Consider the following 12,914-nt stretch of genomic DNA (forward strand, 5'->3'; position numbering starts at 1 on the left):
GAGGCGGTACGTGTGCGGGGCGCGGCACAGGTAGTTGACCCCGGGGCGGTCAGGCCCTCAGCCTTCGTCGAAGGAGGCGAGATAGCTGGCGGCCATGTCGCTCTCGCCCAGGCCCCGGTCCACCAGTCTTTCGAAGCGCACCACTCCGGCCCGTGCCACATCCAGCCGTACGCCGGAGCGCTCGCCCGCGTCAACGATGAGCCGTGTGTCCTTGAGGGCGTTGTCGACCGAGAAGCTGGGCGTGTAGTCGTCTGCGAGGATCGCCTTGGCCTTGACCCGGAGGTACCCGTTGTCCAACGGCCCGCCGGAGACACTGTCGAGGAAGGACTGCGGATCGACACCGAGCCCCTGTGCCAGGGCGATCGCCTCGGCCGTGGCATGCGTCAGGGCGCCGACCCAGCTGTTCAGTACCAGTTTGAGTCTGCTGGCAGCCCCGGTGGAGCCGTCGTCGTCCAGCCAGGTGGTGCGCCGGCCCACGGCTTCGAAAACGGGCGTCAGAACGGCGCGGGCACTGTCCGGGCCCGCGGCCAGTACCAGCAACTCCCCGGCTTCGGCGGGCTGCCTCGTACCGAGAACGGGAGCGTCGACAAAGACGAGGCCCTGCTCCCGCGCGAAATCGGCCAGCTCCGCCGTGGCGGCGTCGCCGACGGTGGCCGTCTGGGCCCAGACCGTTCCGGGGGAGAGGCCGGGGCTTGCCTCACGCATCGCGGCGAGCACCCGTGGTCCGTCGTTGAGCATGGTCAGCACCACGTCCGCGCCGGTGGCGGCGTCGGCGGGCGACGCGGCACAGTGCGCCCCCTCAGCCACCAGGGCTTCGGCCTTCGCTCGCGTACGGTTCCACACCCGGACGGGCAGGCCCGCGCGGAGCAGGTTGCGTGCCATCGCCCCACCCATGAGGCCGGTGCCCAGCACCGCCACCGTGGGACGGGCCGCGTCATCGTGCGTTGCCGGTGTTGCCACTCGGGTCACCCCTCGCCATCGTCATGCGCCTGGCCCAGAGATACCCGACGCGACCGCCCGGGACGGGGCGGCCGCGCCGGGCCGGTCCGGGTCAGCTCCGAGCCGACGCTGCGGTGCCGTAGCGGCGCTCGAAGCGCTCCACACGGCCGGCCGAGTCCAGGACCCGGGATTTTCCGGTGTAGAACGGGTGGCTCGCCGAGGAGACCTCGACGTCGATCACCGGGTAGGTGTTGCCGTCCTCCCACTCCACACGCTGCGCGGAGTCGGCGGTCGAGCGGGTCAGGAAGGCGACGTCCGCGGCGCGGTCACGGAAGACGACCCGGCGCGAAACGGGGTGGATACGAGGCTTCATACGGAATCCTTCCTCAGTGTCGGCACCTAGTGGGGGTGAATGTCACATTCACTTCGGCGCCTGGTGCTGTAACCCGGCAGGCTCCGGCGGCATTCCCGCCGGGCCGGGCCGCCCGACCGGTCTGCCTGGCCGGTCCGGCAGACCGGCCCCGGGCGTGCGCCGCGCTGACCGGGCACACATGGGAGCCAATCGTTAGAATTCGGGCATGGGAGAGCGGCCTGTCGCGTCGACTGCGCCCGAGCTGGTCCTCGAAACCGACGCGGGCTCCACGGTGATGAGCCCGAGCCGGGACTACCACGTCGGGCGCGACCCCAGGAGCGACATCGTCATCGACGATGTCCGGGTCTCCTGGCACCACGCTGTGCTCCGGCCCATGGACGACCACTGGACGCTCGAGGACGAGCACAGCACGAACGGCACATACGCCGACGGCAAGCGCATCCACGAGTGGGGAGTCGGCCCCGGCAGCGTCATCCGGTTCGGCAACCCCGCCGACGGCCCGCGCGCCGTACTCGTCGGCCGTGCGCCTACCGCGTCGGCGGCGCAGGCGCCCGTCCGTCCGTCCGCCGTCTCCATGCCGGCCGCCACCAGCACCTTCCGGCAGCCGACCACCGTACGGCCGCTGCCCGTCCGCACCGTACGCATCGGACGTGGCACCGACAACGACCTGGTCATCGACGACCTCACCGTCTCACGCCTGCATGCCGAGCTACGGGCGCAGTCGGGCGGCATATACGAGATCGTCGATCTCGGCAGTCACAACGGAACCTTTCTCAACGGCCAGCCTATTGAACGGGCCCAGGTCTCCCCCGGTGACATCGTCGGTATCGGGCACTCGGCGTTCTGCCTCGTCGGCGACCAGCTGCAGGAATTCGTCGACACCGGTGAGGTGTCGCTCGGCGTCGAGGACCTGACGGTCTCGGTGGACCGGGGCCGCAAGACGCTCCTCGACCATGTCTCCTTCCCGGTCGGCGAGAAGAGCCTGCTCGCCGTCATCGGGCCCAGCGGAGCCGGCAAGTCGACGCTCCTCAACGCCCTGACCGGGCTCCGTCCCGCCGATCAGGGCACCGTCCTCTACGACGGCCGCGACCTCTACCACGACTACGCGGAGCTGCGTCAGCGCATCGGTCTCGTACCTCAGGACGACATCCTGCACTCCCAGCTGACGGTCCAGCGGGCCCTCGGATACGCCGCCGAGCTGCGGTTTCCGCATGACGCCGCGAAGACCGAACGTCAGGCCAGGGTCACCGAGGTCGTCCACGAGCTGGGGCTGGGGCAGCGGGCCGGGCAGCCGATCCACAGTCTGTCGGGCGGTCAGCGCAAACGGGTGAGTGTGGCTCTGGAACTGCTGACCAAGCCGTCCCTGCTCTTCCTCGACGAGCCGACCTCCGGGCTCGACCCCGGCATGGACCGGTCGGTCATGCATATGCTCCGTGGCCTCGCCGACGACGGACGTACGGTCATCGTGGTCACCCACAGCGTGCTCAGTCTGGACGTGTGCGACCGGCTGCTGGTGCTCGCCCCGGGCGGGAAGATCGCCTATTACGGGCCGCCCGACGACGCGCTCGCCTTCTTCGGCTTCGAGCACTGGCCGGAGGCGTTCGAGGCCTTCGAGAACGACGAGTCCCGCGAGTGGGCGGGAGAGTACCGCGAGTCCCCGTTCCACCAGCAGTACATCGCGAACTCGACCGCACAGCCGCCCCTCCCGCACCCCGCAGGGACCGCAGCCGTCACGCCGCCACCGCGGACCCGGAGCTGGGGGGCACAGCTGGGGACCCTGGTGCGGCGGTACACCGCCGTACTGAGCGCCGACCGGACCTTCATGATCACCATGATCGCGCTGCCGTTCGTGATGGGCGCGATGACCCGCGCCCTGGCCGGGAGCCGACTGACCGCCGAGACGGCGTTGAACGCCCTGTTCATCCTGTGCGTGGGCGGTGTGCTGATCGGCGCCGCCAACGCCGTACGGGAGCTGGTCAAGGAACGGGTCATCTATCAGCGGGAGCGGGCCGTCGGGCTGTCCAGATCCGCCTATCTGATGTCCAAGGTCGTGGTGCTGGGCACCGTCACGGTGCTGCAGGCCGTCGTACTGACCCTCGTGGGTCTGGCCGGCGTCGACCTCAACGCCCCGGGCGGCGAAGGAGTGCTGATGCCGCCCCTGCTGGAGATCACCCTGGCCGTGGCCCTGCTGTCCTTCACCGCGATGATGCTCGGCCTGCTCGTCTCCTCGCTGGTGCGCAAGGAGGAAGTCACCATGCCGCTGCTGGTGCTCCTCACCATTGTCCAGGTCATCTTCTGCGGCGCGCTGCTGGAACTCAACGGAGTTCCCGGGATTGAGCAGCTTGCGTGGCTGGTCCCCTCGAGATGGGCGCTGGGGGCGATGGCAGGGACCATCGAGCTCACCCGGATCGTCCCGGGCGATCTGACAGCGGATCCGCTGTTCGAGCACTCCCAGTCTGTGTGGCTGCTGAACATGGGGAAGCTTGTGGTGCTCTCGGTCGTCTTCGGATACGCAGTCGCGAGACTGCTGCGCCGACATGAACCCGCCATCATGCGGAAGTAGAGGCGGGATCCATGACGTTCGAGGACTTCAGCCCGACACATGTCGTCCCCCAGGGCGGGCTGCCCGCCTGGGAGGCCCCGGACGTGTCCCGGCCGACCGAACCGCTCGACCCGCTGCTCCCGGTACGGCTCGTCGACCGGCGTGGGGACTGGGGGCGGATCCTGTGCGCGAACGGCTGGTCGGCGTGGGTCGACGGCCGGCTGCTGGTCGCCGTACCGCATGAGCCGCCGGCGGCTCATCAGCCGCTTGCCAGGACTGCGGACCCGCGACCGCTGCTGGCGCGGGTCGAGGAGTCGCTGAGCCAGTATCGGCGCGCGGCGGAGGAGCTGACGTCCGGCCAGACCGACGGAGAGACCTTCCGCCACCGTACGCAAGGGCTGCGGGTCGGGATGGTCGTCGACGGTGAGTCGGTGTGGCTGTACGACGCGGAGCACGAGCGGTGGGTGTACTGCGACGGGACGCGGCTCAGCACATTCGCGGCCTCTCCGGGCCCGGGCATGACGACGACGGACGCCCGGGCGAAGGCTCCGGACCCGAAACGGCAGGCGGCGCCGGCGACAGAGGTCGTCAACCCCGCACGGGCGGGCGGCCCCGGACCCAGGCGACCCGTCGGACCGGATGCCGACACCCACTCCCCCGACCCGCAGCGGCCCGCCCGGCCCGGTGACGCCTGATGACCCGCGCCCCGCACGACTCGAGCCTGCAGGTCGGACGGCCCTCCGACCTGCTCGGGAAGCAGATCGCCGGATACCTGGTCGAAAGCGAGATCGGCCGCGGCGGGATGGCCGTCGTCTACCGCGCCAAGGACCTACGGCTGGAACGCACCGTCGCGCTCAAACTGCTCGCTCCCGAACTCGCCCGCAACGACACCTTCCGGCAGCGTTTCACCCATGAGTCGAGGGTGGCCGCCGCGATCGACCACCCGCACATCGTGCCGGTCTTCGAGGCCGGCGAGACCGACGGCATCCTCTACATCGCCATGCGCTACGTCGCCGGACAGGATCTGCGCGCGCTGCTCGACGACAGGGGACCACTCTCGCTGGCGGACGCGGGACGGATCGCCGCTCAGGTGGCGTCCGCTCTCGACGCCGCCCACGACCACGACCTGGTGCACCGGGACGTCAAACCCGGCAACATCCTGGTCGCGGCGGGCACGGACAGCGACCATCCCGAGCACGTCTACCTCACGGACTTCGGCCTGACGAAGAAGTCGCTGTCGCTGACCGGGTTCACCACCGTGGGCCAGTTCGTCGGGACGCTCGACTATGTGGCGCCGGAGCAGATTTCGGGGCTCCCGGTGGACGGCAGGTGCGATGTCTACAGCCTCGCATGCGTCGTCCACGAGACTCTGGCCGGAGCACCGCCCTTCCAACGCGACGACGATATGGCGCTGTTGTGGGCCCACCAGTACGACCCGCCGCCGCCCGTCACCGCGCAGCGTCACGAACTCCCCACCGCCGTCGACGGCGTACTGGCGAAGGCCCTCGCCAAGAGTCCCGACGACCGGTACGACTCGTGCCTGCAGTTCGTGACCGCGCTGCGCGCGGCGGCGGTGGGCGCCGAGGAAGGGGACCATCCGCCGACAGAGGTGGACCTCCGCGCGCCGGCCGCCGATCCGGGGCCGCCGCCGCAGCCGCCCCGCTGGGCGCTGCCGGTGTTCCCCGGTTACCCCGAGTAGACGAGCCCGGACCTCAGTTCGCCGCCGGCTCCACTTCTCCGCGACGGTGGACCCGCGCGGCGAGCAGGCTCCCGACGAATCCGGCGGCCAGCCCCCAGACCACGGCCAGGCCGAGCGCCGTCCACAGGTTCGGACGCAGGAACACCTCTCCGTCGAGGCCGCCGCCGATGTCTCCGACGCCCAGCAGCGACAGGCCGTACTGGACCGAGAGCCGGGCGACGAGGCAGATGGTGAGCACCGTGAGGGCGAGCGCCACCGCCATGTGCACGGCGTGCTGCCAGGGCCGCATCCGGGCGGGTGAGCGGGCCGCCATGAGGAACGCGGCGGCCAGCAGCAGGAGGGCGGCTACGACCAGCAGCCACCAGGCCCGCCCGTCGTGTTCGGAGAGCGAACTCAGGTTGAGGGTGGAGACGTCCGAGGTGCGCAGTACCGAGTCCAGTGCGTGCGGCACCGGCAGCCCGAAAGGGCCTTGCACCTTCCCCTCCCAGGAAGCGCCGAGGCCGAGCGTGAAGGCGAGCCAGACGAGGTTCGGCAGTCCGAGGAGGAGCACGGCGAGCGTCTCGGCCAGGTGACCACGGGTGACCAGTACGACGAGTCCGGTGACCAGCCCCAGCACGACGTATGCCAGCAGCAGCGCCACCATGGCGAACGCTGCTGGGCGCACCGACTCCTGGAAGCGCACCAGGCGGGCGGGCAGCGGCGCCTTGCGCGAGACGAGAAGGGCCAGCACCAGGAGGCCCGCCAGCCACAGCAGGCCGAAAACCAGGGTGAGGGCGATGTCGGCCCGGAACCCGACCTCGGGCGATGCGTCCAGCACTTCGCCGATGTCCGCGATCGTCCGGTCTCCGAGCCGGATGGCGAAGTTGTGGCGGGCCAGGGCCGCGAGGGCGATGAGCGCGAGCACCCACACCGCCGCCATCCGGGCGGCCCAGCCGGCCAGTTCGCGGGTGCTGGCGACGGCTCGGTGCCGCAGCGGCCGGAGAAAGCCGGTGGCGATGACCAGGGCCCCGGCGAGGGTCACCGAGAGAGGCATCACCGTGAGGCCCGCCTTCGTCTCGGCGATGGCCCCGGCGTCTCCCGAGAGGTCGACAGAACCGCCGACGGCCATCACGACGACGGCCGCGACGACCCGCGGAAACGCGTTCCCGGGGAGGCCTGCCGCGCCCGCGGCCCAGAGGCCGAGAGCGGCCGTGACGATCATGACGGCCAGCCCGGCGAGCACCGCTACAAGGGCGTCACGCCAGTAGTGCGCGGCGCGTCTCGTATCCACCCGTTCGCTGGATCGCTGCTGGCTCACGCTGCCACGCTAAGCAGGGGTCCGGCGCTCCGCCCCCTGGGAGGGCCGACCGCGTCAGCTTGCGAGCCGGACGGATGCGGCGCACACAATGGTGATGGTCAAGGAAGAAAGTGAAAGTACTTCACTTTCTCTGACATTCACTGACATTCCTGTGCCGAGTTTCCTGCGCTGCACGATTCCTACGCTGGGAAGAAGAGCCCGTGAGTGCCCAACCACCACCCTCCGAACGCCCCACCGGACCTCCCTCCGGCCCACTCTCGGGCCCGTCACAGCCGGGTTCGACGCCGCCGCCCGGTCCGGTGCCGCCCGAGCCCCCACCGAGCGGCGGGGGCTTCGGCGGCACAGGCGGGCCCGGCGGCACAGGCGGGCCGGGCGGACCGGCGAGGGGCTCGGGCGAGGGCCCCGGCCACCCCTGGTGGCGGTCCGCGCCACGTATTGCGGCGGTCGCCGCCGCGCTCGTGGCCGCGGTGGTACTGACCATCGTCTTCACCCGTCCCGAGTCGGCCAAGGCCGGCGAGGTGGTCCTCGAGCCCGCCGGCTCGACCGGGCCGGATCCGTACACCGAATCGACGGCTCGGGAGAGCTCCCCTCCACCGACGCTCCCCAGACTGCCGGGCAGCTCCGAGACCCCGGCCAACGCCACCCGCAGCGTGCGGGGATCGACCCCCGGCCTGTACACCGGGACCCGTAAGGTCGCCAGCTGCGACGTGGAGAAGCAGATCAGCTCTCTCATGGCCGATCCGGCCAAGAACAGGGCGTTTGCCTCGGTCCACGGCATCGCGCCCGCCGCCGTTCCCGGGTTTCTGCGGTCATTGACGCCCGTACAGCTGGGGATGGACACCCGGGTCACCAACCACGGCTACAAGAACGGCGCCTCCACCAGCTACCAGGCGGTGCTGCAGGCCGGTACGGCCGTGCTCGTCGACGCCCGCGGCGTGCCCCAGGTGCGCTGCGGCTGCGGCAATCCGCTGCGGCCTCTGGTCCCGACGAAGGGCACACCCCAACGGAAGGGTGACCCCTGGCCCGCGTACCGGCCCTCGAACGTCGTGGTCGTGGCGCCCTCCGTCACGGTGGTGAATGTGTTCATCGTGTTCGACCCGCACAAGAATGACTGGTTCGCCCGCGACAGGGGCGACACCGACGGCCACCACGACAAGCGGACCCCACCGCCGGTGAAAATAGAGCTGCCACGCTTCCCGGACACGTCGTCACCGTCCCCGGGCAAGTCGTCACCGTCCCCGGGCAAGTCGTCACCGTCCCCGGGCAAGTCATCGCCCTCTCCGGGCAGCTCGTCGCCTTCCCCGGACACGCCCGCACCCTCTCCCGGCAGTTCGTCGCCGTCCCCGGGAGAGGAGAACCCGCAGCCGCAGTCCTCCGAGCCGTCGGCACCCTCGCCGCCGTCCCCGGGAGAGGAGAACCCGCAGCCGCAGCCCTCCGAGCCCCCGGCATACTCGCCGCCCGAGGAAGCCCCGCCGTCGGACGCCTCGCTGCCTGCGCCACGGCCTCCCGCCGTCCCGGAATCTCCCCCCGAATCCGCAGCGGAGCCTCCCCTCCGACCGGACTCACCCGTGTCCTGAGGAACCGGACCCAACCTGGCACGGCTCAGGTGATGACGGCCGGAGACGTACCGGACTTCACGGTCAGCCGGGGTGTTCCGCCGCCGTCCGCCGGAATCGACCAGAGGTCGGCACCGAAGTCGCCGGGCACTGCGTAGAGGAGCGTGTCGCCGGTCAGCCACAGGGGCTGGTCATCGACGCTTCTCCGCTCGGCGAGCGCAGTCTCCCTGCCTGTGCGCAAGTCCAGCACATGCAGCCGCCAAGGGGTGGCTGCCGGGGCGCCGGGGACTCGCTTCTTGAAGGCGACGCGGGTGCCGTCCGGGGAGAGGGAGGGGCACTCCACGTTCTCGCGCACGGTGTGCAGAGTACGCAGGGCCAGGTCGCCCTCCACCAGATAGGTATGTCCGCCGGTGGCGAGGGTCGCATAGAAGCGGTTGTCGTCGGCGGCGAAGGTGACGCCCCAGAAGTTGTGGTCGGCGGCCCGGTCTCGATGCCCGTCCTTGACCACGGTCAACTTCTCGAGGTCGGCGTGGAGGGCGCCGGTACGGGTGTCGTAGATGGCGGTACGGGTGGAGAAGGCGCCGCCCGCATAGGAATCGCCGCTGACGAAGACCGTCCACGCCGCCAGTCGTCCGCTCGGCGACACCCGGGCGCGGGTGGGCATGCCGGGCGCCGGAAACGTACGGACGGGCCGCAACCGCTCGTCGAGGAGCACGGCTTCGTGGCCCGGGATGACTCCGCCGGTGGCTCGGAGACAGATGCCTGTGCCGGCGGCCGCGTGGAAGCGCAGGCAGTTGCCGGGCGCGGCGGTGCGCGGGGCGGCCGGGGTGGTCAGCGGGACGGAGGAGATGTGGTCGCGCTGCGGGCCCCAGGCTAGGTTGCGGAAGAGCAGCCGACCGGGCTGACGCAACGTCACCGTACCGGTCCGGGCGACCGGTTCGCCCGGCCTGGCCCGCTCGCGCTCGGCCGCGCGGTCGGCGGCCCGCAGCGTGGCGACGGCGGCGACCGAGGCCAGGACCGCGGTGGCGAGGACAAGGATGAGCAGCCTGGCCCGCATGCTCATGGGTGACTCCCTCGGTGGAGGACGACGGCCACAGCCATGGCGACGGCCAGACCGGTGGCAGCCACGGTCAGAGCGCCTTCAGGACCGAGGTACATCCAGGCCGCGCCGAAGAGCAGTGAGCCCACGAAGCGGGCGAGGGCCCCGGCCGTCTGAACGAGGCCGAGGCCGCTCGCCTTCAGGTGCGGCGGCAGCAGCGGGCCCGCGGCGGCCATCAGCACACCGTCGGTTGCCGCGTAGAAGACACCGAGCAGCACCAGTACGCACCCGGCCGCGGCCGGTCCGCCCGCCCAGGATGCGAGGAGCACCCCGTACGCGATGAGCAGCGCCCCATGGCCCGCGAGGAAGACCGCGCGGCGGCCGATCCGGTCGGCCAGCCGGCCGAGCGGCACTGCCAGCAGCAGAAATCCGGCGGCGGCGCCGACTGGCAGCAGCGGGAAGTACGGAGTGGGCAGGTCGAGGCGGCGCTGGAGCAGCAGATAGAGGAACGAGTCGCTCACCGTGACCACGCCGAGCAGCGCGGCGATCAGACACAGCCGCGGCAGGCCGGGGGTGCGGGCGAGGGCGCGCAGCGACCGCGGGCCGGGTCGCTTTCGGTTCGCCGCGGCGGGACTTCGCGTCGAGGCGTCCCGTACGAAGAGCACAAGCAGCAGGACACCGAATGCGGCGGCGCAGAAGCTGACCACGAACACCGCGTCGTAGCCGTCGCGCGCGGCCCACAGCACGGCGAATGCGGCGAGCGGCCCGAGCAGCGCGCCCGCGGTGTCCATCGCCCTGTGCACTCCGAAGGCTCTGCCCTGCTCCTCGGGCGGGCAGGACAGAGAGATCAGCGCGTCGCGTGGGGCGGTGCGGAGCCCCTTGCCGGTGCGGTCGGCGGCGAGGACAGCGCCGACCGCCCAGGGTGTCGTGGCAGCGAGCAGGGCGAGCTTGCAGCAGGCGGACAGGGCATAGCCGGTGCCGGCGACGAGTTTGCGGCGCTGGGCGCGGTCGGCGAGGTGACCGCCGACCAGCCGGGACAGCACGGTCGCACCCTGGTAGAGGCCGTCGAGGGCGCCGAAGGCGAGCGGGGACATACCGAGGCCGACGACGAGATAGAGCGGCAGTACGGCGGTGACCATCTCGGCCGAGACATCCGTCACCAGGCTGACCGCGCTAAGGGCAATGACGTTGCCGGCGACCGCGCGGCGGGCTCCGTTACCGCGCGCCGGGCTCGGCCGGGTGCGGCGTACGCCCGCCGTGGTGTCGGCGGCCCGACCGGCCGACAGGTACACGGGTGTCTCCCTTCCGGTCGCTGATGGTTCGCCAGAAGACCTTGGGCTCAGAACCAGTTGACGGTCAGGGGGAAGGTGGTGCCGGCAGAGGCCGCGGTGGAGTCGGTGGCGGTGGCGGTGATCTGGACGGTGCCGGTCTGCCAGGGTTTTCCGGTGATACGGCCGGTCGAGGTGTCGATGGACAGGCCGAACGGGAGTCCGGAGGCGCTGTACTTGAGCGGCGTCCTTCCGCCGGTCGCGGTGATCTGGATGGTGCAGCTCTGGTTGAACTTGCACGCCTGCGCACCGGGGTTGGCTACGCTCAGATCCCCGCCGGGCGGCGGAGTGCCGTCGCCGAAGACCTCGGTGACGGGGGTCGCGCTCGCCGCGTTGCCGGCGTGGGTGGTGCCGAACAGGTCCTCGAAGGTGCGCAGCAGGTCGTAGTGGTTGTACGCGCTGCTGAACGTGCCCTGCTTGACCTTGGCCCCGGAGAAGACTGTTGCGATCCGGTTGGAGCCGAGGTAGTTGTCCTCGTCCCAAGTGAGCACCAGCAGACTGTTGTTGGCCTTGGCCCACTGGGCGTAGGCGTCGAGGTTGTTCTTCACCCAGGTGTCTCCGGTGCCGACCGAGCAGGAGTGCATGTCATTGCACTGGTTCGGGACGACGAACGACAGGTGCGGCAGCTGGGTGAAGTCGCTCTTCGGGAACTGCGCCCAGGTCTTGCCGGTGTTGAGAGGCACGTTCTTGAAGGCGAACCAGGGGTTGTGCTTCTGCGCGTACTGGCCGTTCGTGCAGGCGGTGGAGCCCTCGCTCGGCAGGTCCTCGTTGTAGGTGGCGAAGGTCTTGCCGGCGGCGGTCAGCTCCTGCCCGAGGTTGGCGGCGTTCATGGACTGCGGTGTGTAGCAGCCGTCGCCCGTGATGCCCTGGGTGCTGCCGGAGAAGAGGTTGAAGTAGTTCGGCTGGCTGGGGTGGGTCAGCGCCTTCATGCCGGTCAGACTGGCGCCGGCGTTCGCGAGCTGGTTGATGTAGGGCGCGTTGGAGCTGCCGATGATCTCGCCGTACTGTTTGTTCTCGAAGACGACGACGATGACGTGGTCGTAACCGGGCAGCGCGGCAGCCGCCTTCGGCGCTGCGGTATGCGAGTCGGCCGCACCGAGGGTGGCGACCAGACAGAGCGTGCTGAAGATCCCGGCGGCAGCGGTGCGCCACCTGCTGGTGCTGCGGCCGTGCGGTGACCGTTCCGGTAGGGCTCTTGGCTCCATGAGGGTGTTCCTCCTTGTTCCTCTCACTCCTCGCGGCGGGCCGCGCCCGCCACGGCGATGTTCAGGAAGCGCGGTACGGGCCGTCCGCGGCTGCGGAACTCCTCGGCCACGGTGGTACGGAGGGTCGTCAGCCGGTCCTGCGGCAACAGCACCAGGGCGCTGCGCCCCGGCTCTGGTCCGGGCCGCCAGGCGGCGAGCGCACCTGCGCGCCGAGCGGCGTCCAGCGCGCGCCGGATGTCAGCGGCGCCGGGTCCCTCGCCGCGTGTCACCAGGAGCATCAGCTTCGCCCCGTGTTCGGGCGGGTCGAAGGGGATACGCCGTCGGCGGCCGTTGTCGAACAGCAGAGCCCTGCCGGGGCGTGCGAAGAGCACGGCCTGCCTCAGGGCTTCGTCACCGGCGGGCGCCGCTGCCCGGGCGAGGGCGGCGAGTCGGCCACGCGGCGGTCGCGGTCTGGTGCCGCCGGCGTGCAGATCGGCGACTGCGAGCGCCACGGCGCACTCCAGCGGCTCCGCGCTCGAGAGTCCGGCCGCCGCGGTCAGCGTGGAGTGGATGTGCAGGTCGATGCCGCCACGGCCGTATCCGGCGCGGGCCATGGTGCGCAGCAGGGCGTAGCTGCGCGCGGCCCAGTCGGGGTGGGGCAATGGCGGTCCGGTGAGGGGTAGTTCGCAGCTCTGCGCGGGGTGGGCGAGGGAGCTCAGCCGTACCAGGCCGTCCTCGCGCGGGGCCGCGGCCGCTGCCACGGGCCAGCCGGCCGCGGCGACGACGCGGGGCGAGCCCAGATGGAAGGCGTGCGGGGCGCTCCACACCGTGGCCGGGGGGCGGTCGTGCGCCGATTCGAGGGCATAGGCGACCAGCCGGAAGAGTGGGTCGGCGGTGTGGCGGCGGGCGATGTCCAGCGTGCTCATGTCCGCGCTCGTGTCCGTGCTCATGGTTGCA

The 12,914-nt window shown here is 71.0% G+C and carries 11 protein-coding genes; 4 read left to right on the forward strand and 7 right to left on the reverse strand.

Annotated features, from left to right (window positions below; genetic code table 11):
• Positions 1 to 57 precede the first annotated feature (57 nt).
• Together AB0D12_RS21640 and AB0D12_RS21645 are read right to left on the reverse strand one after the other, a co-directional pair.
• Positions 58 to 960 carry an NAD(P)-dependent oxidoreductase gene (locus tag AB0D12_RS21640; protein ID WP_362685105.1) on the reverse strand — a complete coding sequence of 301 codons (903 nt, stop codon included), beginning with the start codon at positions 958 to 960 and terminating at the stop codon, positions 58 to 60.
• Between the two features lie 91 nt (positions 961 to 1,051).
• The gene (locus AB0D12_RS21645) at positions 1,052 to 1,312 is read right to left on the reverse strand and encodes a type B 50S ribosomal protein L31 (protein WP_362685108.1); all 261 of its coding nucleotides are present in this window, start codon (positions 1,310 to 1,312) and stop codon (positions 1,052 to 1,054) included.
• A 205-nt stretch (positions 1,313 to 1,517) separates the two neighbouring features.
• Here AB0D12_RS21645 and AB0D12_RS21650 point away from each other — a divergent pair, with 205 nt between their 5' ends.
• From AB0D12_RS21650 to AB0D12_RS21660, 3 genes are read left to right on the forward strand one after another with little or no spacing between them, the layout of a single operon-like run.
• On the forward strand, positions 1,518 to 3,875 hold the full coding sequence (locus AB0D12_RS21650) for an FHA domain-containing protein (RefSeq protein WP_362685111.1): 2,358 nt from the start codon (positions 1,518 to 1,520) through the stop codon (positions 3,873 to 3,875).
• Between the two features lie 11 nt (positions 3,876 to 3,886).
• Positions 3,887 to 4,549, forward strand: a complete 663-nt coding sequence (locus AB0D12_RS21655) for a hypothetical protein (RefSeq protein ID WP_362685114.1) — start codon at positions 3,887 to 3,889, stop codon at positions 4,547 to 4,549.
• Positions 4,549 to 5,553, forward strand: coding sequence for a serine/threonine-protein kinase (locus AB0D12_RS21660; RefSeq protein ID WP_362685117.1), 1,005 nt, complete (start codon positions 4,549 to 4,551; stop codon positions 5,551 to 5,553). Before AB0D12_RS21655 ends, AB0D12_RS21660 begins: the two co-directional genes overlap by 1 nt.
• 13 nt (positions 5,554 to 5,566) lie before the next feature.
• Here AB0D12_RS21660 and AB0D12_RS21665 read toward each other — a convergent pair whose 3' ends face one another.
• Positions 5,567 to 6,850 (reverse strand): streptophobe family protein, encoded by a 1,284-nt coding sequence (locus tag AB0D12_RS21665; protein ID WP_362685120.1) that lies wholly within the window; start codon positions 6,848 to 6,850, stop codon positions 5,567 to 5,569.
• Positions 6,851 to 7,050: 200 nt separating this feature from the next.
• Here AB0D12_RS21665 and AB0D12_RS21670 point away from each other — a divergent pair, with 200 nt between their 5' ends.
• On the forward strand, positions 7,051 to 8,427 hold the full coding sequence (locus tag AB0D12_RS21670) for a DUF6777 domain-containing protein (RefSeq protein WP_362685123.1): 1,377 nt from the start codon (positions 7,051 to 7,053) through the stop codon (positions 8,425 to 8,427).
• A 25-nt stretch (positions 8,428 to 8,452) separates the two neighbouring features.
• Here the strand turns inward: AB0D12_RS21670 and AB0D12_RS21675 are convergent, their stop codons facing one another.
• From AB0D12_RS21675 to AB0D12_RS21690, 4 genes are all read right to left on the reverse strand, one after another.
• Positions 8,453 to 9,469 (reverse strand): TolB-like translocation protein, encoded by a 1,017-nt coding sequence (locus tag AB0D12_RS21675; RefSeq protein WP_362685126.1) that lies wholly within the window; start codon positions 9,467 to 9,469, stop codon positions 8,453 to 8,455.
• Positions 9,466 to 10,629, reverse strand: coding sequence for an MFS transporter (locus tag AB0D12_RS21680; protein ID WP_362685213.1), 1,164 nt, complete (start codon positions 10,627 to 10,629; stop codon positions 9,466 to 9,468). The genes AB0D12_RS21675 and AB0D12_RS21680 overlap by 4 nt, the downstream gene beginning before the upstream one ends.
• A 155-nt stretch (positions 10,630 to 10,784) precedes the next feature.
• Positions 10,785 to 11,978, reverse strand: coding sequence for an alkaline phosphatase family protein (locus AB0D12_RS21685; RefSeq protein ID WP_362685129.1), 1,194 nt, complete (start codon positions 11,976 to 11,978; stop codon positions 10,785 to 10,787).
• Positions 11,979 to 12,001: 23 nt separating this feature from the next.
• Positions 12,002 to 12,907 (reverse strand): galactokinase, encoded by a 906-nt coding sequence (locus tag AB0D12_RS21690; RefSeq protein ID WP_362685132.1) that lies wholly within the window; start codon positions 12,905 to 12,907, stop codon positions 12,002 to 12,004.
• Positions 12,908 to 12,914 lie beyond the last annotated feature (7 nt).

Source organism: Streptomyces sp. NPDC048479, from assembly GCF_040651435.1.
GTDB lineage: Bacteria > Actinomycetota > Actinomycetes > Streptomycetales > Streptomycetaceae > Streptomyces.

Excerpts from the sequence above, each read along its gene's own strand:
- AB0D12_RS21660 (WP_362685117.1), top strand. The coding sequence starts at position 4,549 with ATGACCCGCGCCCCGCACGACTCGAGCCTGCAGGTCGGACGGCCCTCC.
- AB0D12_RS21645 (WP_362685108.1), bottom strand. The coding sequence starts at position 1,312 with ATGAAGCCTCGTATCCACCCCGTTTCGCGCCGGGTCGTCTTCCGTGAC.
- AB0D12_RS21650 (WP_362685111.1), top strand. The coding sequence starts at position 1,518 with ATGGGAGAGCGGCCTGTCGCGTCGACTGCGCCCGAGCTGGTCCTCGAA.
- AB0D12_RS21690 (WP_362685132.1), bottom strand. The coding sequence starts at position 12,907 with ATGAGCACGGACACGAGCGCGGACATGAGCACGCTGGACATCGCCCGC.
- AB0D12_RS21675 (WP_362685126.1), bottom strand. The coding sequence starts at position 9,469 with ATGAGCATGCGGGCCAGGCTGCTCATCCTTGTCCTCGCCACCGCGGTC.
- AB0D12_RS21655 (WP_362685114.1), top strand. The coding sequence starts at position 3,887 with ATGACGTTCGAGGACTTCAGCCCGACACATGTCGTCCCCCAGGGCGGG.
- AB0D12_RS21685 (WP_362685129.1), bottom strand. The coding sequence starts at position 11,978 with ATGGAGCCAAGAGCCCTACCGGAACGGTCACCGCACGGCCGCAGCACC.